Origin of the sequence: Granulicella sibirica, from assembly GCF_004115155.1 — a bacterium.
GTDB classification, from domain to species: Bacteria; Acidobacteriota; Terriglobia; order Terriglobales; family Acidobacteriaceae; genus Edaphobacter; species Edaphobacter sibiricus.
Genome location: NZ_RDSM01000003.1, coordinates 519,926 through 537,143 on the forward strand (window position 1 = coordinate 519,926; position 17,218 = coordinate 537,143).

General features: G+C 61.7%; 16 protein-coding genes and 1 rRNA gene. 7 read left to right on the forward strand and 10 right to left on the reverse strand.

Annotation, left to right across the window (positions count from 1 at the left end):
- Window positions 1–133 precede the first annotated feature (133 nt).
- Window positions 134–250, forward strand: a 5S ribosomal RNA gene (rrf, locus tag GRAN_RS18675).
- A gap of 113 nt (window positions 251–363) precedes the next feature.
- On the opposite strand, the gene GRAN_RS18680 is transcribed toward rrf, so the two are convergent.
- The 6 genes from GRAN_RS18680 to GRAN_RS18705 form a co-directional block, all read right to left on the reverse strand.
- On the reverse strand, window positions 364–954 hold the full coding sequence (locus GRAN_RS18680) for a hypothetical protein (protein WP_128914563.1): 591 nt from the start codon (window positions 952–954) through the stop codon (window positions 364–366).
- Between the two features lie 274 nt (window positions 955–1,228).
- Window positions 1,229–2,881 (reverse strand): DUF4097 family beta strand repeat-containing protein, encoded by a 1,653-nt coding sequence (locus GRAN_RS18685; RefSeq protein WP_161571058.1) that lies wholly within the window; start codon window positions 2,879–2,881, stop codon window positions 1,229–1,231.
- Between the two features lie 3 nt (window positions 2,882–2,884).
- On the reverse strand, window positions 2,885–4,216 hold the full coding sequence (locus tag GRAN_RS26415) for a LiaF transmembrane domain-containing protein (protein WP_241654987.1): 1,332 nt from the start codon (window positions 4,214–4,216) through the stop codon (window positions 2,885–2,887).
- Entirely contained in the window at window positions 4,213–5,160 is a 948-nt protein-coding gene (locus tag GRAN_RS18695; protein WP_128914564.1) for a zf-HC2 domain-containing protein, read from the reverse strand. Before GRAN_RS18695 ends, GRAN_RS26415 begins: the two co-directional genes overlap by 4 nt.
- A 9-nt stretch (window positions 5,161–5,169) precedes the next feature.
- On the reverse strand, window positions 5,170–5,997 hold the full coding sequence (locus tag GRAN_RS18700; protein WP_241654989.1) for an RNA polymerase sigma factor: 828 nt from the start codon (window positions 5,995–5,997) through the stop codon (window positions 5,170–5,172).
- 42 nt (window positions 5,998–6,039) lie between these two features.
- Entirely contained in the window at window positions 6,040–6,561 is a 522-nt protein-coding gene (locus tag GRAN_RS18705) for a superoxide dismutase family protein (protein WP_128914565.1), read from the reverse strand.
- A 114-nt stretch (window positions 6,562–6,675) separates the two neighbouring features.
- Between GRAN_RS18705 and GRAN_RS18710 the strand changes: the two genes are divergently transcribed.
- Window positions 6,676–8,193, forward strand: coding sequence for a S10 family peptidase (locus GRAN_RS18710; RefSeq protein ID WP_241654991.1), 1,518 nt, complete (start codon window positions 6,676–6,678; stop codon window positions 8,191–8,193).
- Between the two features lie 124 nt (window positions 8,194–8,317).
- On the opposite strand, the gene GRAN_RS18715 is transcribed toward GRAN_RS18710, so the two are convergent.
- The 3 genes from GRAN_RS18715 to trpD all read right to left on the reverse strand — a co-directional run bounded on the left by GRAN_RS18715 (window position 8,318) and on the right by trpD (window position 10,673).
- A complete protein-coding gene (locus GRAN_RS18715; RefSeq protein ID WP_128914567.1) occupies window positions 8,318–8,944 on the reverse strand; it encodes a thymidine kinase in 627 nt (208 codons plus the stop codon).
- A 50-nt stretch (window positions 8,945–8,994) separates the two neighbouring features.
- Window positions 8,995–9,405 (reverse strand): VOC family protein, encoded by a 411-nt coding sequence (locus GRAN_RS18720; RefSeq protein WP_128914568.1) that lies wholly within the window; start codon window positions 9,403–9,405, stop codon window positions 8,995–8,997.
- Window positions 9,406–9,563: 158 nt separating this feature from the next.
- The gene (gene trpD / locus GRAN_RS18725) at window positions 9,564–10,673 is read right to left on the reverse strand and encodes an anthranilate phosphoribosyltransferase (protein ID WP_338323454.1); all 1,110 of its coding nucleotides are present in this window, start codon (window positions 10,671–10,673) and stop codon (window positions 9,564–9,566) included.
- A gap of 79 nt (window positions 10,674–10,752) precedes the next feature.
- On the opposite strand from trpD, the gene sucC reads away from it, so the two are divergent.
- The 3 genes from sucC to ndk all read left to right on the forward strand — a co-directional run bounded on the left by sucC (window position 10,753) and on the right by ndk (window position 13,536).
- Window positions 10,753–11,931, forward strand: a complete 1,179-nt coding sequence (gene sucC, locus GRAN_RS18730) for an ADP-forming succinate--CoA ligase subunit beta (protein WP_128914569.1) — start codon at window positions 10,753–10,755, stop codon at window positions 11,929–11,931.
- Between the two features lie 2 nt (window positions 11,932–11,933).
- Window positions 11,934–12,809 (forward strand): succinate--CoA ligase subunit alpha, encoded by an 876-nt coding sequence (gene sucD, locus GRAN_RS18735; protein WP_128914570.1) that lies wholly within the window; start codon window positions 11,934–11,936, stop codon window positions 12,807–12,809.
- Window positions 12,810–13,119: 310 nt separating this feature from the next.
- Window positions 13,120–13,536: a nucleoside-diphosphate kinase gene (gene ndk / locus GRAN_RS18740; protein WP_128914571.1), complete on the forward strand. Its 417-nt coding sequence runs from the start codon at window positions 13,120–13,122 to the stop codon at window positions 13,534–13,536.
- 56 nt (window positions 13,537–13,592) lie between these two features.
- Here the strand turns inward: ndk and GRAN_RS18745 are convergent, their stop codons facing one another.
- The gene (locus GRAN_RS18745; RefSeq protein WP_241654992.1) at window positions 13,593–14,888 is read right to left on the reverse strand and encodes an SGNH/GDSL hydrolase family protein; all 1,296 of its coding nucleotides are present in this window, start codon (window positions 14,886–14,888) and stop codon (window positions 13,593–13,595) included.
- A 165-nt stretch (window positions 14,889–15,053) separates the two neighbouring features.
- Between GRAN_RS18745 and GRAN_RS18750 the strand changes: the two genes are divergently transcribed.
- Together GRAN_RS18750 and GRAN_RS18755 are read left to right on the forward strand one after the other, a co-directional pair.
- The gene (locus tag GRAN_RS18750; protein WP_128914572.1) at window positions 15,054–16,160 is read left to right on the forward strand and encodes an aldose epimerase family protein; all 1,107 of its coding nucleotides are present in this window, start codon (window positions 15,054–15,056) and stop codon (window positions 16,158–16,160) included.
- A 77-nt stretch (window positions 16,161–16,237) separates the two neighbouring features.
- The gene (locus GRAN_RS18755) at window positions 16,238–17,191 is read left to right on the forward strand and encodes a PGN_0703 family putative restriction endonuclease (protein WP_128914573.1); all 954 of its coding nucleotides are present in this window, start codon (window positions 16,238–16,240) and stop codon (window positions 17,189–17,191) included.
- Window positions 17,192–17,218 lie beyond the last annotated feature (27 nt).

The following is a 17,218-nucleotide window of genomic DNA, read 5'->3' on the forward strand; positions in this document are numbered from 1 at the left end:
AAATTGTCCACTGTTCTGAATTCATTCAACACAAGCTTTGTAGTTATATCTTTTGGAAGAAACTACGAAATACCCAAGTAACAACCCAATCTATTCAGTTGTGGAAGATCGCGAGAGCGAAATTCTCAAGTTTGCCGGTGAGTTTACCGCGAGGGTCACACCCGTTCCCATCCCGAACACGGAAGTTAAGCCTCGTTGGGCCGATGGTACTGCACGCGTAAGTGTGTGGGAGATTAGGTGATCGCCGGCATTATCTCGGACAAAGCCCCAACTTCGGTTGGGGCTTTGTCGTGTCTGCCGCAGGAACGGCGGACGCAACGGCAGTTCGACGCCGGGCAAAGGCAAATAGAGTTTCTCGGTGGCTCAGTCGACGCAGTGGCCTGTGTCAGTGGCTTTGATTTCTGGCCACTTCAAGCTCTGTACTTCATGGAACCAGGATTCCATCGGGTTGAGCGCGGCGCGGGATTGCTGCCACTGCTGCTTCAGGGTGGGTGGACTGGCGTCAGGCGACTCGGTCTCGTGTCCGGTTCGTTCGTCCCAGGCGACATAGCCGTTGGTTCGCATCTCATCGGACTTTTGACGCTCGAGCTGAAATACTGCAAAGCGCGGTACTGTGACCGGAAGACGGGGAAGTTGAAAGGACGGGGCGTTGAGCAGATCCTGTGCGCCGAGGAGGCTTTGCAGGCGTGTCATTTGAAAGCTGTCGAATGTCGCCTCGTAGACGTGGGGGGTCGAGAAGGTATTTGGAAGCTTTTGGAGCCGGGTTTCCAAGTGGAAACGCCCGTCCGTACGCACCACCATGCAGGAGTTGAGCATGACTCCGTAGAGGAAATCGAATCTGGTTTCGCCGATGGAGATGAGGCGGGAGGCCTTTGGGGGAGATTGGGCGTCCTGGATGGTGAGGAGGGGTACGTGCAAAGCGGCGATCAACAGAGATTTAAGGATTGGTCCCAACGGACTCACCTCCTCTGAGCGGTTAGACGGAGGTTAGTGTAAATCGTCTTTGGTTAGGGAACGGCTAAATACAGGGGTCCTTCGCTTCGCCAAAGATGACGACGTAGAGTCTGCAACGGCAAGAACAACGATACGGGAACGGCAACGGTGGCTGCGACGGCACGGCGTGGACGGGCAACGGCAAGAGAAAGAGCAACGGCAGACGCAGATTCCCTTTGGGAATGACAGACAAATAGGCAACAGCAACGGCGGCGGGAGCCGTATTTGCGTGCGGCTAGATGACTGGGCCGGCGGCTTCCGCCGAGGGGGGCCTTGGCTTGGTTGAGTGGCGGGTGGATGGGGCTGCGGGGGATTCAGGGGCGGCGGGTGGGGTAAGCGTGATGGGTGGGGCTGGTGGTGGGAGGGGGGCTACTATGCCCTTCTTGACCGAGATGTCGTTCTGGGTGGTGTTGATGCGGATGAGGGAGCCGCCGGTGCCTACCGTTCCGGTTAGCTTGCTGACCTTATCGTCGTCGGAGTGCTGGAGAGGAAAGTCGGTTTCAACCTCGCCCTCGCGGGTTTCGGCCTGGACGGCAAAGTTGGCGTGTTCGGGGACGGTGACGTTGACCTCGCCGTTGCGATTCTGGATGGTGAGGTTGCCCATGGGAGGCGCGGCGGTGACGTCTACGGAGCCGTCGCTGGTAGTGACGGAGACGTCACCGGCTACGCGGTCGAGGGTGACGTTGTAGCTGCGGGCGCTGAGGGAGACGGGACCCTGGATCTGGTCGGCGGTCAGGTCGCCACGGGTGATGTCAACCTCGCCGTCGAGGCGGGCGAGTTGGAAGTCGGTGCGGCTGGTGTGGAAGCGAACGGAGCTGCCGATGTGCTCGAAGTGAGTCTTGCCGAAGAAATCTCCGTTGAGTGAGACGGCCCCGTGGACGTCGGCGATATCGGTGTCGCGGCAGTTGCCTTCGAGGGTGAGGGAGCCGGTGACGCCTCGGGCGTCGAAGGAGGAGCCGCGATTGTTGATGTGGGCGATGACCGATCCGCCGATAGCGTTGACTTCGACGTCGCCGTGATTCGAGGTGATGGTGACGGGCGCCTTGAGGGTGTTGACGTGGACGTTGCCGTGGTCTGCGGTGACGGTGGCCCCGGCGGTGTTGGGGAGGGTGATGGTGAGGTCGGCTCGGGCTCCGTCGAGGTTGGGGACGTTGAGGGACATGACGAGGCCGGAGGTGGTGAGGGTGGGGGAGAGACGGCTGGCCTTGTCGGCGGCGTCGGAGTCGGAGCGGGTGAAGACCTGCTTGTGGACGCCGACGTGGATCTGGCCGTCTTCGCTGGTTCCGGTGACGTAGACGTCGCCGTGCGGATTGTTGACGGAGAGGCTGGTCCCGGCGGGGAAGGCCTGGTCGAGGGGCTGATCGCTCTCGTGACGGTCGCCCATGAACTCTTCCATATTGTCGTCGTTGATGGAGAAGCCGTGAGCGAGTGAGTGAAGATCGCCGTGGGAGGCGCTGAGGATGATGCCGGGGATGCAGAGAAGGAAGAGCAGGAAGATGACGCCGCCGCCGATGCGGCTGCGGTTGGCGTAGGGATGGTCGGCGGGGCGGGAACGGTCGAAGATCCACTCGGCGAGGAGAACGATGCCTCCGGCGAGGAGGAGCATGGGCCACCAGCGTCCGTACCAGATGCCGACGTCGGTGTAGTCAAGGCGGCCGATGCGGAGGAGGAGGAAGATGACTCCGACGGTGATGAGGAGGATTGGGCCGAGGATGGAGCTGCTGCGGGTGCCGCGAGCCTGGAAGCGCTGCTGGTCGCGGTAGGCCTTCCAGTGTTCGCGGGAGATGTCGCGCTGGGCCTTGGCCTGTTCCCGCATGACGCGGCGCTGATATTTCCAATCGCCCTGAGGCGGATACGGAGGAGGATAGGGTGGGGGTGCGCCGGCCATGATCTACCTTCCTTCCTGAGAGTTGGTTGAGGGTGCGGTTTCGGTGGGGACGATGGCGGTTCCCGGGTTCGGGGTGTAGGTCGAAGGCGGCACGGGCGGGTTGGGCGGACCGTAGTTGTAGGGCGTTGGACCGGCTCCGCGATAGACGGCCCGCTCGACGAAGGCCATGACACCGGCGAGGATGAGGAAGAGCGGCCAGCTTCGGCCCCAGTTCAAGATGTTGAAGTCGTCCAGAAAGAAGATGACACCTACGAGGATGAGCCAGACGGTTCCACGTGCCGCACGGAAGAGGCGGACGCGGTATTCGGGGCTGCCGTCATCGGCGAGGCTGTGGCCGGTGCGCGTCATCCGATTGATGAAGAGCCAGATGCCGATACCGATGAAGAAGAGCGGCAGGAAGAAGCGAAAGTTGATGCCACGGAAGATGCCCGAGGTGTTGAGGAGAAAGAGGGTCCCGAGGGCGATGAGCCAGATGGCCCCGGCAGGGAAGCGGTGGCGCGGCGCGGGATAGGGGGGCTCGGCGTTCGGGTCGAACGGCACGTAGGTCTCGCCGGCGAAGGGCGGCGGGGTAACGGGCTGGTAGGGCGGGTAGTTTGGTGCCTGCTGCTGCGTGTAAGGGGGCACCGGTGGGGCGGTGTAGGGCGGGACCGGCGGGGGAGCGTAACGGTAGCTCTCCCATGGGGCTCCCCAGTTGGAGGTTGGAGCGCCTGTGGGTGGGGGCGGGGCGTTTGGGGCAGCGGCGCCCGGGGGCGGCGGCGGGGTCTGGGGGTTGCTGGGGTAGTTGGGCCAGGCTTTGCCGAAGCCGAGCTTCTCGCCGATGTCGTTGAGGCCGAAGGGGTTGGGGAGCGGGGTTCCATCGCGGCGGGCGCGGGCGGTGTGGTGGGCCTCGATGGACTGGTAGGCGACCCAGCCGAAGACAAAGAGGAGGAAGATGCCGTTCGAGTCGACGAGGCTCGAGAGGACGGCGAAGACGACGAGGTGGACGATTCCCTTGGCGTACTGGCCGTTGTACATGGCTCCGACGCCGGGGATGAGGCCGAGGAGGGCGGCGAGGCCGGGATTGGGGACGTCCCCGGCGGGCGAGGGTGGTGGGGGGTAGGGCGGCATCGCTCCGGGAGGAATGCCGCCGCCGGATGCTGTGGAGGGGCCGGACGTGGGCTCGGGGCCGGGATAGGTGTAGCCGGTAGAGGCTGGGGCGGCGAGTTTGGTCTCATTGCAGAGGCCACAGGCGAAGGCCCGGCCTGCCAGGCGATCGGCGTCGGAGGCGACCGCCCTCCCGCAGATCTGGCAAAAGGCTAGTTGCTGCGTTGGATCGGGTTGATAGGTGTCGTTCATGCCAGATCTCCTTTCGGAATGATTTGAACTTTGGAGGTGCCGGCGGTTACCGGGGAAAGGTTTACAAGGGTCAAAGTGATGGGGTCAGTGTTCGGTAGAACGAGAGCGGCGCGGTAGAGGTCGTCGCGGAAGAGCGGCTCCCGGCGGCTTGTGCCGGGGCCAGGCTTGGGACGGGTCTTCTGCTCTTCGGGCTTGTCGTCCGGGCGGCTCTTGGGGTCGGCGGGATTGTCGGGCGCGGGGGCCGGGAGATCGTCGGAGGTGGAGCGGAGATCGTGGGCGCGGGCTTCGAGCTCGTAGACGACGCGGAGGTTGTCGCAGTAACGGACGACGTGGGCGTTGGCCTCATAGAAGCTCTTGCGGATGGCGGAAGGCTTGAGGTCTTCGGCGGTGAGCGCGCTGAGATGGACGCCGGTGAGGTTGAGCGTGAGGGCGATCGAGAAGAAAGCCATGGCGGCCGTCATCGCGAGGCGCGGCTGCAGCATGGTGTGGGCGAAGCCCTGGGCGGCGGCGCGGAGGCGGAAGGGGAGGACCTTGGCTCCGGGGAAGTCGGCCGGGAGAGCGGGGCGATTGTAGAGAGACGGGCTCGGGGCCACGGGAGGCATGGCGACGGGGACAAACTCGCTCATGACCGTAACGGAGGACGGGGCTACCGCCGTTGTGGTGGAGGCGTCTTCGGCGGCTTGCAGGCCGCTGGTCTGGGCGATAATGCGGCTGAAGAGGTCGGCCGAGGGTTCGGGGCGCGGGTTGCGGAGCATCTCGATCCACGCCCCGCCACGCTTGGCGTCCATGAACATGCGGCTGCAGGCAGTGCAGCTCGCGAGGTGACGATCGAAGAAAGCCTGGTCTTCTGGTGAGGCCGTGCGGTCAAGCGCGTCCATCAGCAACGCCTCGCACTGGGCGCAGACCTGCGGATTTCCCGGTTTGGTGCTTCCGAATTGACTCATCTCGGCCACTTAAACCACCTGCCCTTCTATACGTTGCAAAAGCCGTGCCAGTTCACCACGACCGCGGCTGATACGGCTTTTTACCGTGCCCTCGGGAATGCGGAGGACTTCGGCGATCTCTTTGTAATCCATATCTTCGAGGTCCCGAAGGATAACAGCCTCGCGGAGTTCGGGAGAGAGTTGTTTGAGGGCTTCCTGGATGCGGACCTTGAGCTCCATGCCGGCGACGTGATGCTCCTGTGTGGGACGGGTGTCGGCGAGGCGGTCGCCCATGGTGGGGCCGTCCTCGTCTCCGTCGTAGGATGCGTCGAGGGAGTCGCTGGCGCGGTCGAGGCGGGTGCGGCGGAAGTGGTCGACGAGCAGATTGCGGGCGAGGGTGGTGATCCAGGTCTGGAAGCTGCCCTTCTGGGTGTCGAAGCTGGCGAGGTTCTTGTAGAGCTTGAGGAAGACGTCCTGGGTGAGGTCTTCGGCGTCGCAGGAGGAGCCGGTGAAGCGGTAGCAGATGGCGTAGATGCGGCGATGCTGGGTCGCGACGAGCTGCTGCCAGGCGTGCTGATCGCCGGCCATGCACTGGCGCACCAGCCTGGCGAGTATCTCCTGCGCGGCATCCTGTTCCGGCGTACGCTCCAACGGTGCGGGTTCACTCCTCTGGGATGTGAGAAGTGTACCCTTTGCGTCGATGGACGGCGGGGTGGAGGTCGCTGGAGCGACAGGGCGGTGCGTGGTTCGCGGGGCCGGACTCGCCGCTCTGGGTGTGCGCGGGAAGGGAAACGGCCGGTGGGGTGCGCCGAGAGACGGAATCGCGATGTGTAGAACGCCCATGCTGACAGTACGCATGGGCGTTCGAGGTTGTTCCGTAGGCTTTGAGTTGAAGGACGACTAGGGCGTGGGGGCGTTGATGACTCCGCACGCGATGCGGTTTCCGGCGGCTCCGGTTGGATCGGTCTTCTGGTCGTCGGCCTTTTCGTGAATCATGATGGAGGTGCCGAAGATGGAGTTCGGAGCCCCCGGGGTCATGGAGAGATAGTCGACCTTGTAGGTGATCTCGCCGGTGTGCTGCTCGCCGATGGTGATGTTCTTGCCGAGATCGCCATTATGGTGGCCCATGGGGTTGTCGAGGCCGTGCTGCTTGCCGTCCGGGTTGAAGTGGCCACCGGCGGACTTGAAGTCGGGGCCCTCGCAGAGGGGCTTCTGGTGGATGTGGATGGCGTGGTCGCCGATAGGCAGGTTCTTGAGTTTTACCTTGACCTCCACACCTTTCTTGGTGGGCGAGAAGACGGCCATTCCGGCGTCTTCCCCAGTCGAGGTCTTGATCGGAACGGTCACTGCATCCTTGGCTTTGGCGAAGGCTGGCATGGAACAGAGGGCGAGGGTAAGGACTGCTGCAACGGGACGGCGCATGGTCTTGATCTCTCCAAAGACGGTTTGAGATGCGTGAGGTGCTCCCCAACAGACTACTCCAGCGGGTCGCGGAAGATGTTTCATGAGGCCGCAACCTCCATGTATGGTGATTCGATGAGCACTTCGCACGTTGCCCGTCTTGCGGCCACGGTTAGTCTTGCCGCCGTTCTCTCGCTCTCTTCGAATACCTTCGCGCAGCAAGCGCCTCCGGCGAAGCCTGACGAGGCGAAGCAGGTGACGCCTCCTGCAACACCCCCGCCCCTGCCTCCGGATGCACATGTGCAGCAGACCGTGCAGGTTGATGGGAAGACGCTGCACTACACGGCGACTGTCGGGACGATCCAGATCAAGGGCAAGGACGGCAAGCCTGCGGCGGACGTTGTGTTCACGGCTTATACCGTAGAAGGCAAGGACAGGCCGGTGACGTTCGCGATGAACGGCGGCCCTGGGGCTTCGTCGGTGTATCTCAACCTTGGGGCGATCGGGCCGAAGCGGGTTGCGTTCGGTTCGGAGGGAGACAGTCCTTCGGATCCGGCGACGCTGCTGGACAACCCTGGAACGTGGCTCGATTTTACGGATCTGGTCTTCATCGATCCGGTGGGGACAGGATATAGCCGGGCGCTCGTGCCCGAGGCTGACGCGAAGAAGATGTTCTACGCGACCGCCGAGGATATTCATTACCTCTCGCGCGTGGTCTTCGATTGGCTGGTGAAGAGTGGGCGGATGACGAGCCGGAAGTACTTCGTCGGCGAGAGCTATGGCGGGTATCGCGGGCCGAGGGTGACGCACTATCTGCAGACACAGCTTGGTGTGGCGATGAATGGAGTGGTGCTGGTTTCGCCGTATCTGAATCCTCAGCAGGAGGCGAATGCAGATCTTTCGCCGCTTCCGTGGATGATGACTCTGCCTTCGATCGTGGCGGCGCGGCAGGAGCGAGAGCATGCACTTTCGCAGGTTTCGATGGATCCGGTGATCTCATATACGCGCGGCGACTATGCTTCGGCGCTTATGCGTGGGCGCTCCGATCCCGAGGCGACGCAGAAGATGATTCAGCATGTGACCGAGATCACGGGCCTGGATCCCATCTTTGTGAAGCGGGCGGGTGGACGGCTGGAGACGCAGGCATATCTTCGGGAGGTCTTCCGGGCCGAAGGGAAACTTGGCAGCCGATACGACCCGAACGTGACGGCTCCGGATCCGTTTCCGTATGACCCGGACCAGAGGTCGAACGATCCGATACTTGAGAGCATCATCGCTCCGACGACGACAGCGATGGTGAACTTCGTGACACAGACCGTTGGGTGGAAAGTCGATGCACGGTATGAAGCGCTATCCGGCGATGTCAACCGGAACTGGGATTTTGACAGCGCCGAGTTGCGACAGGGAGCGGTGGAGGATCTGCGGGAGGCAGTGTCAGCCGACACGAAGATGCGGGTGCTGATCGTGCACGGATGGAACGACCTCTCCTGCCCGTTCATGGGGTCGATTCTGACGGTAGACCAGATGCCTTTGCTCGGGGATCCTACGCGGGTGCAGGTACATGAATATCCGGGTGGGCACATGTTTTATAGCCGTCCGGCGAGTTCAGCGGCGCTGCGCAAAGATGTGATGGAATTGGTGGCTAAGCACTGAGGGTTCGAACAAGGACAAAGGCGCTATTGAGCGTTCTACGTTCCCACATTAGCCGATGCTCAAGCCGTCGGCGAAGATGGGGCACCTTTTGCCTGGGCTGGGACACAAGAGCGGAAAGACAGGCTTAAAGCTGCTGGATTGCTGGGAGTTCGAGTTGCTCGGATGCGTTTTCGTCGACAAAAGGCTGGAAGCAAGCGCGGCAGCGGGCTTCGTACATACCGGCTGCGCCGACGACAACCAGCTCCTGACTCGATCCTAAACGCTGGGTATGGATGGCCGGAGAGCCGCAGACCATGCAGACGGCGGACAGCTTAGTAACTTCGTCCGCAATGGCCATGATGGCGGGAATGGGGCCGAAGGGCTCGGCGTTGAAGGTCGTGTCGAGACCGGCGAGGATGACACGCTTGCCGACGTGAACGAGTTCGACGGCGAGGGGGATGATGCTGTCGTCGAAAAACTGGGCTTCGTCGAGGCCAATAACCTCAACTTCGTGAAGCTGCGGGTAGAGCGAGTCGCGGAGGCGCTCGACGTTGGCGACGGTTTCGGCCTCGTGGGTCTGAGAGCTATGGCTCGAGATCGCAGTGCGATGATAGCGAAGGTCAATGTCGGGCTTGAAGCAGGCGACACGCTGGCGGGCAATGCGAGCGCGCTTGAGCCGGCGGATGAGCTCTTCGCTTTTGCCGGAGAACATGGGTCCGGTGATGACTTCGATACGGCCCACGTCGGCGCGGCCCGAGTTGAGATGGTTCATGAATCTCATGTTAACCGCGCAGACCCCGGTGGAATACCCGGCGAAAATTCTCAGGCGAGATATGCCGCGTGGTCTTCTTCCGTCATCGGAAGCGGTTGCCAGAGCTCGATGCGATTGCCCTCTGGATCGACGATCCAGGCGAAGCGCCCGTAGACGTAGTCCTCCGGGTTGGGGTCGATCCAGACGCCGGCAGCGGCGAGTTGGGCAAGCATACCGTCCATGTCGTCGACGCGGTAGTTGACCATGGAGGCCTGGGGTCCGGGTCCGAAGTATTTCGTATCCTCCGGAAAGAGCGACCACGCCGTCATACCGGTCTTTTCGGGAACCTCATCACTCCAGAGAAAGTTGATTCCACCGTAATCCGTCAGTGCAACTCCGAGGTGCTGCGCATACCACTGCGCCAGCGCCCTTGGATCGCGCGCCTTGAGAAAGATCCCACCGATCCCGGTAACACGTGCCATTCCACCACCCCAAAAGTACGACAAACCAAAATTTCTTGTCCTCTCTGGCAACGTTCCCAGAAGGCATCCATCTTGCGCCCACCACAATACCTCGCGGCGTGTGGAATAGGCCATCAAAAAGTCAACGAGATGGATGGGGCGCTTGAAGAACAAACGGTTTATATCTGGGGAACGAGGGATAGTTCCGTTATGAGACGGGAGACCGAACCATTGTCAATCGCCTGCCGGGCAAGGCTGACGCCGGAGAGGAGGTCTCCGGCTAGGCCCGCGGTGACGAGGACGGCGGCGGCGTTGAGGAGGACCACGTCGCGGTGCGGGCCGGGTTCGCCGGCGAAGATGGAGCGGAGGATTTGTGCGTTGGCTGTGGCGTCTCCGCCGTGGAGTTGGCCGGGAAGTGCTCGCTTGAGGCCGGCGTCTTCCGGGGCAAAAGTCGAGAGGATGACCTTGCCGTCACGGACTTCGGCGATGGAGCTTGGGCCACCGATGGATATCTCGTCCATCCCCGTGCCGTCGCCGCTTTCGCCATGGACGACGAAGGCGTGCCTCGTTCCGAGAAGGACCATGGCTTCGGCGACGATCGGGACGAGATGGGGGGAATAGACGCCCATCACCTGGGCGCGGGCTCCGGCGGGGTTGGTGAGCGGACCGAGAACATGGAAGACGGTGCGGATGCCAAGGGCGCGGCGGACGGGCATGACGGCGCGCATGGCGGGGTGGTGGCCCGGGGCGTGGAGGAAGGCGAAGCGGTGGCGGCGGAGCGCTTCGGCTGCTCGCGGGGGTGTGAGACTGACGGGGATGCCGAGCGCTTCGAGTACGTCCGCGGAGCCGGATTTGGAGGTAACGGCGCGATTGCCGTGCTTAGCGACAGAGGCTCCGGCAGCGGCGGCGACGAGGGCGGCGGCGGTGGAGATATTGAAGGTTCCGCTGAGGTCTCCACCGGTTCCGCAGGTGTCGACGAGGGTATCGCGTTCGGCGCCGGTGAGAGGCAGGGTGGTGGCGGCGGAGCGCATGGCGTCGACGAAACCGGCGAGTTCTGCAGGATCTTCGGCGCGGCTGCCGAGTGCTCCGAAGAGGGCGGCGAGTTCAATCTCGGAGGATCCGCCGGAAAATACGGTTTCCATCAGTGCGCGCGCCTCGTCACGGCTGAGCGTGGCTCGCTCTTCCATCAGGCGCTTGAGGTAAGGCTTGAGCGACATAGGAAAAGGGTAGCAGGGTGTTAGAGCTAGGTTTGGAGTGTTCGGTAAGCGGACGGATGCGTCGATATTCATCCGGCTTGGTTGCCGCTCGTTCGTCGCGTCCGCTACACTTCATGCTGTTTGGCATAAGAAGGACACGAGCGGACGGCCCATGAAGATCCACGAGTATCAGGCAAAAGAGATTCTGCGGAAGTACAACGTGCCGGTTCCGGGCGGCGAGATGGCGACGACGCTCGAGCAGGCGGACACGGCAGCCAAGGCGTTGTTCTCAGCGGGCAACAAGGTTGTCGTGGTGAAGGCGCAGATTCATGCGGGCGGACGCGGCAAGGGCGGTGGCGTCAAGGTCGTCAAGACGCTGGAAGATGCGCAGGCGGCTTCGAAGGCGATCCTGGGGATGCAGCTTGTGACACACCAGACAGGGCCGCAGGGGCAGAAGGTGCAGAGGCTGCTGATTGAAGAAGGGTCGGCGATCGATCGGGAGCTTTATCTCGGGATCGTGCTGGACCGGGCTTCTGCGAAGATCGTGTTTATGGCTTCGCAGTCGGGCGGCATGGAGATCGAGGAAGTTGCTCATGCTACACCGGAGTTGATCTACAAGGAATATATCGAGCCGGCAATCGGGTTTCAGCCCTACCAGGCTCGCAAGCTGGCGTTCAAGCTTGGGTTGAAGACGACACAGATCAACCAGGCCGTCGCGTTCATGATGGGGCTGTACAAGGCTTTTGTCGATACGGATTCGACCCTGATGGAGATCAACCCCTTCATCACGACGAAGGATGACAAGCTGGTCGCGCTCGATTGCAAGATCAACTTCGACGACAACGCGATGTTCCGGCATAAGGATCTCAAGGAGCTTCGCGACCTCGCGGAAGAAGATCCGCTTGAGGTGGAGGCTTCGAAGTTTGCGCTGAACTACATCAAGCTCGATGGGTCGATCGCGTGCATGGTGAATGGCGCCGGGCTTGCGATGGCGACGATGGACATCATCGAGTATGCCGGGGGCAAGGCGGCGAACTTTCTCGATGTCGGCGGCGGGGCGAACCAGGAACAGATTGAGAATGCATTCGGGATCCTGCTGAGCGATCCGAATGTGAAAGCCATCTTCATCAATATCTTTGGCGGGATTCTGCGGGTCGATGTGCTGGCACAGGGCGTAGTGAACGCGGCCAAGAAGCTGAATGTGCAGATTCCGATTATTCTCCGGCTTGAGGGGACGAACGTCGAAGAGGGCCGGAAGATTCTGGCTGACTCCGGGTTGAATTTCCAGGTTGGAACGACGATGAAGGAAGCCGCCGATCTGGCCGTAGCCGCGGCGAAAGGCGGGAGATAGCAATGGCTGTTCTGGTCGATAAAAATACTCGTCTCATTGTGCAGGGCATTACGGGCCGCGAAGGCACGTTTCACGCTAAGGGTTGCGCGGAGTATGGAACCAACGTTGTTGGCGGTGTGACGCCGGGTAAAGGTGGGACCATTCATGAGGGGTTCCCGGTCTTCAATACCGTCGAGGAGGCGGTAAAGGAAACTGGCGCGAACGTGACCGTGATCTTCGTTCCGCCACCGTTCGCGGCGGATGGAATTCTTGAGGCGGTTGGGTCGAAGATTCCTCTGGTGATCTGCATCACCGAAGGCATTCCTACGCTCGACATGGTGAAGACGTGGGAGGTCGTGAAGAACTCTCAGTCGCGGCTGATCGGGCCGAACTGCCCTGGTGTGATATCGCCGGGCAAGGCCAAGGTTGGCATCATGCCGGGACGGATTCACAAGGAAGGCTCGGTTGGGATTGTGTCCAAGTCGGGCACGCTGACGTATGAGGCGGTGTATCAGCTCACGACGCGCGGTATCGGGCAGTCGACCGCGATTGGGATTGGTGGCGACCCGATCATCGGGACGACACATATCGATGCGCTGCGCCTGCTGAATGAGGATCCGGAGACCGAGGCGATCATCATGATCGGCGAGATCGGCGGGTCGGCGGAAGAGGCCGCCGCGAAGTACATCAAGGAGCATGTGCGGAAGCCGGTGGTTGGCTTTATTGCCGGGCAGACGGCTCCTCCGGGAAGGCGTATGGGACATGCCGGGGCGATCATCTCGGGCGGCGAGGGTACGGCCAAGGAAAAGATGATCGCGATGGAGGCCGCGGGCATTCACGTGGTGACTTCCCCGGCTGATATCGGTGAGGCGATGGCCAGGGTGTTGGGCAAGGCGTAGCTGGTTCTATCGTCGCTGCCGGCTGTAGAAGAGACCGGCGCCGAGGAACGTCGCGGCTAGCAGAAGTGCCAGCTGGCGTGGGGGATGTTGCCCAGCCTTAGGCTGATGACCGCGTCGAGGAACCACGCGGCGCATCCCGCGAACCAGATCCAGGCCATTCGCTTCATCCTGGTTTGGACGCTCCTTCCTGAGCTGCCGATAGCAGCCGATTCGCGGGCCTGCAACACCGTTGCTTTACACTGGAAGGATACAGTTGCGAGTGCGCGCGGCGAACCGCAGCGGCCGCCGCGACCCATCAAGGAGACTCACGTTGTCACAGCGCACATTCAGCATCATCAAGCCCGACGCCGTTCGCAAGGGCTATACCGCCGCCATTCTCGCTGAAATCCAGAAGGCCGGCTTCAAGATCGTTTCGATCAAGCGCCTCTCCATCTCGAAGGCGCAGGCCGAGGGTTTCTACCACGTGCATGCCGCGCGTCCGTTCTTCGGCGAGCTGACGGAGTTCATGAGCTCCGGTCCGATCTTCCCGATGGTGCTCGAGAAGGACAACGCCATCGCCGACCTTCGCAAGCTGATGGGCGCGACGAACCCGGCACAGGCGGAAGAGGGCACGATCCGCAAGCAGTTCGCGGCTTCGATCGGCGAGAACGCCATCCACGGCTCGGATGCCGAGGATACGGCTGCCTTCGAGATCGGCTACTTTTTCGCTGGTATCGAGCTTCAGTAAGAATTCTGTCGGCTGAAAAGAGAGGGCGGGAGCTTTATGGCTCCTGCCCTTTTGTTTTATTTCTTCTTGTCTTCGAAGAGCTTCAGGTCGATGCCTTCGCCCATGGCCTTGTAGCCGGCGTCCTTGGGATGGAGATGGTCGCCGCTGTCGTATGCCGGAAGAAACATCGTCGGGTTGGCTGGATCCTGGGTCATTTTGTCGAAGTCGATCACGCCGTCGAGCATGTTGGATGTTTTGATCCAGGTGTTGACGGCTACGCGTACTGCCTCGCCCGCCGGCGACGCGTAGCCCGCTCCGACGTAAGGCGTGAGGGTGGCTCCGATGATCTTGATGCCGTGCGTGTGGGCGCGTTCGGCCATCTGCTTGAAGCCTGAGATGAGGTCGTCGGCGGTGACGATGTCGTGAGGCGTCTTGGGGTTGTAGGCGCCGCCGATGTCGTTGATGCTTTCGAGCACGACGACGTACTTCACGCCCGCCTGGGCGATGACATCGCGATCGAAGCGCGCTAGGGCGCTTGGGCCGGTGCCGTCGTGCAGGATGCGATTGCCGCCGATGCCCTGGTTGAGGATCCCCATGCCGGCGGTCTTCTTGTTGTCGTGGAGGCGTTTGGCGAGAACGTCGGGCCAGCGGGCGTTGGCGTTACGCGTGGAGAGGGCTCCGTCGGTGATGCTGTCGCCGAAGGTGACGATGGAGGCGTCGTCAGCCGAGACGCGGACGTCTATGCCCTTGAGGAAGTCCCAGTTCGTGAATTCCTTCGCTCCCGCGAGAGTGCTCTTGCCGACCATGTTGCCGTCGGCCATGTAATTGGTCTGGTCAGCGAAGCCGTGGGAGGTGATCTGGCTGATCTTCTGGGCGGGAAGGAAGATGCTGACGGCGACGTCGGCGAAGGGTTTGAGCATCAGGGAGAAGCCGTCACTGACGGCGAGCGCACCGGGCGGGATAGTGATGGTTGGGCTTCCGCCGAAGGTCACGGAGTTGGCCGACGTGAGAGCAATATCGCTTCCGCCAGAGCTCAGGGCGACGTGGACGGCTCCAACGATCAGAGGCTCGGTGCCGAATTCATTGGTTAGGACGACGCGCGTGTAGGCGCCGCCGAGGGAAATGTGAACGATCTGGCGAAGAGTGATGTCGGTTGTGCCGAGGGCATCTTTGTTGGTTGCCGCCATGGGCGATGTGGCCCAGGTGCCAACCCAGATATCCGGCAGGGGCTTTTTGGCGAAGGCGGGGACTCCGGTGAAGCACAGGGCAAGCGACAGGGAAGCAAGAGCGGTACGCAGCATACGATCGAATTTCATGGAAACCGTCACCCTCGGAATGTAGTTGGTTGGGATGGTGTGCGCATCGTACGGCATGCAGGTCCGGACGCTCCCATAGTACTCGACGCGGCGCGGGCGGAGGGCGCTATCGCGCGGAGAGGGCGTTCACGTATAGTGGGCGTGCCAACCTGTGCGGCGACGATTCGAGCCGCGCCGGGCAAACCTACGAACGTATTTGCAACGTAAAAGGACTCCTGACCAATGACCTTGGCACGCGCTATTCTGCTTACTATGACCATCGCCGCCTCTACTCTCTCTGCCGGTGCCTCCGTAACGAAGGCCGGCTTTGGTGCTGACAAGAACGGAACGCCCGTCGATATCTACACCCTGACCAGCGGGAAGGTCGAGGCGCGCATCATGACGCTCGGAGCGCGGATCGTCTCACTGAAGGTTCCGGATCGTAACGGAAACGTGGCGGATGTGGTGCTTGGATATGACACAGTCGCGGAGTACCAGAAGGATGGCAACAGCTACTTCGGCGCTATCGTTGGCCGCTATGGGAACCGAATTGCGAAGGGCAAGTTTTCGCTCGATGGGCATGACTACCAGGTGCCGACCAACAATAACGGCAATTCGCTGCACGGCGGATTGATCGGTTTCGACTCTCTAGTGTGGACGGGCAAGCAGGTGCCGGATGGCGTCGAGATGACGCTTGTGAGCAAGGATGGCGACCAGGGGTATCCGGGGACGCTCACCGCGCACGTGACCTATACGCTGAAGGGAAGTGCGTTGAAGATCGACTACTCGATGTCGACCGATAAGGATACGGTGGTGAACCTGACGAACCACTCCTACTTCAACCTTTCGGGCGAGGGGAACGGCACGATTCTCGATGATCTGCTGACGATCCCGGCGGCTCGCTATACCCCGGTGGACTCGGGGCTCATTCCGACTGGGATCGAGTCGGTTGCGGGCACACCGCTTGATTTCCGGAAGCCTACGCCGATTGGCGCGCGCATCAATGATCCGAATGATCAGTTGAAGATCGCTGGCGGCTATGACCATAACTGGGTTCTCAGCGATACACCCGGTGTGCTGAAGGAAGCTGCTAAGGTTGAGGATCCGAAGACCGGGCGCGTGCTGACGGTGATGACGACGGAGCCGGGCGTGCAGTTCTACACGGGGAACTTCCTGACCGGGAAGCAGCCGGGCAAGGGAGGGGCTTCGTATCCGAAGAACGCGGCCCTTTGCCTGGAGACGCAGCACTTTCCGGATTCGCCGAACCATCCGGCGTTTCCTTCGACGGAGTTGAAGCCGGGGCATCCTCGGCATAGCACGACGATCTTCAGCTTCTCCACGGAGAAGTAATCTCGTTAGGCGTATAAGCCCCATTTCTGCTGACTTGATCGGTCGGCAGGAGTGGGGTTTCTGTTTTGGGGCCGCTGATGATGCCAGATATCCCGGATGATTTTGAGGGCTCGGATCGGTTTCATCTCGACGATGGATCGGTTGGGTGGACGGCTCCGGAGCTTGTTCGACAGGCGGGCCCTCGCAAGTCTGGGCAGGGTTCCGCGACGCTGCTTCGGCTTGAGCTGAACGCTCTTGCGCTACGGTACGCGGCGAAGCGGAGTCTGCTGCACGATACGACGACGGGTGGGTCGCCGTGTGTTGTGTTTGGGCCGGAGGGAACAGCGAGCGGCCCGCGTCACGGCAACTTTATCGATGAGGCGTATCGGGCGATTCTTGCCGATGTGGCGTGGTCAGCGCGATTGGAGAAGGCGCATACGGCACACCGGCGGGCCTGGCCACGGACGGACTGGCGCTGGCGTGAACTCGATGCGGCAACGAGTTCGGACGCGCTGCTGATGAATGTCTTCTGCTTTCCGGGCGTACTGGATGGAGCGGCCGGGTTGGGGTTACGGGTTCTGCTTGGGATCGGGGCTGGGGTGAGGTCAGAGTTCGGATTCAAGCCGAGGATCCCGTTGACGAATGGGCGATTCGATCGAACGGAGATCGATCTGAGGCTTGGCAGTCTGCTGGTTGAGGCGAAGCTCACGGAGTCGGACTTTCAGCAGGCGAGGCCTGCGCTGGTCGAGCGGTATCGGGATCTGCTGGAGGCGTTCGAACCGGAGATTGTTGCGGGGAAGACGTCCGTGGTTGGGTACCAGTTGATTCGCGGGACGCTGGCTGCGATGGCTGTGCCATCAGGATCGTTCTGCGTGCTTGCCGATGCGAGGCGTCCGGACCTGCTGGAGCAGTGGTACTCCGTGATGAGCAGGGTGCGGACGGGAGAGCTTCGGTGCCGTCTGCAGATGCTGACGTGGCAGGAGGTGTGTGCCGTGCTGCCCGTGCGCTTGCAGGAGTTTCTTGGGGAGAAGTACGGGATTCTTCCGGCCTGACATTAGCTGTCGTATGTTGGGAGCAGA

Excerpts from the sequence above, each read along its gene's own strand:
- GRAN_RS18685 (WP_161571058.1), bottom strand. The coding sequence starts at position 2,881 with ATGGCCGGCGCACCCCCACCCTATCCTCCTCCGTATCCGCCTCAGGGC.
- GRAN_RS18715 (WP_128914567.1), bottom strand. The coding sequence starts at position 8,944 with ATGAACCATCTCAACTCGGGCCGCGCCGACGTGGGCCGTATCGAAGTC.
- GRAN_RS18755 (WP_128914573.1), top strand. The coding sequence starts at position 16,238 with ATGATGCCAGATATCCCGGATGATTTTGAGGGCTCGGATCGGTTTCAT.
- GRAN_RS18695 (WP_128914564.1), bottom strand. The coding sequence starts at position 5,160 with ATGAGTCAATTCGGAAGCACCAAACCGGGAAATCCGCAGGTCTGCGCC.
- GRAN_RS18710 (WP_241654991.1), top strand. The coding sequence starts at position 6,676 with ATGAGCACTTCGCACGTTGCCCGTCTTGCGGCCACGGTTAGTCTTGCC.
- GRAN_RS18745 (WP_241654992.1), bottom strand. The coding sequence starts at position 14,888 with ATGCCGTACGATGCGCACACCATCCCAACCAACTACATTCCGAGGGTG.
- sucC (WP_128914569.1), top strand. The coding sequence starts at position 10,753 with ATGAAGATCCACGAGTATCAGGCAAAAGAGATTCTGCGGAAGTACAAC.
- GRAN_RS18750 (WP_128914572.1), top strand. The coding sequence starts at position 15,054 with ATGACCTTGGCACGCGCTATTCTGCTTACTATGACCATCGCCGCCTCT.
- sucD (WP_128914570.1), top strand. The coding sequence starts at position 11,934 with ATGGCTGTTCTGGTCGATAAAAATACTCGTCTCATTGTGCAGGGCATT.
- GRAN_RS18705 (WP_128914565.1), bottom strand. The coding sequence starts at position 6,561 with ATGCGCCGTCCCGTTGCAGCAGTCCTTACCCTCGCCCTCTGTTCCATG.
- GRAN_RS26415 (WP_241654987.1), bottom strand. The coding sequence starts at position 4,216 with ATGAACGACACCTATCAACCCGATCCAACGCAGCAACTAGCCTTTTGC.
- GRAN_RS18720 (WP_128914568.1), bottom strand. The coding sequence starts at position 9,405 with ATGGCACGTGTTACCGGGATCGGTGGGATCTTTCTCAAGGCGCGCGAT.
- trpD (WP_338323454.1), bottom strand. The coding sequence starts at position 10,673 with ATGAATATCGACGCATCCGTCCGCTTACCGAACACTCCAAACCTAGCT.
- GRAN_RS18700 (WP_241654989.1), bottom strand. The coding sequence starts at position 5,997 with ATGCGTACTGTCAGCATGGGCGTTCTACACATCGCGATTCCGTCTCTC.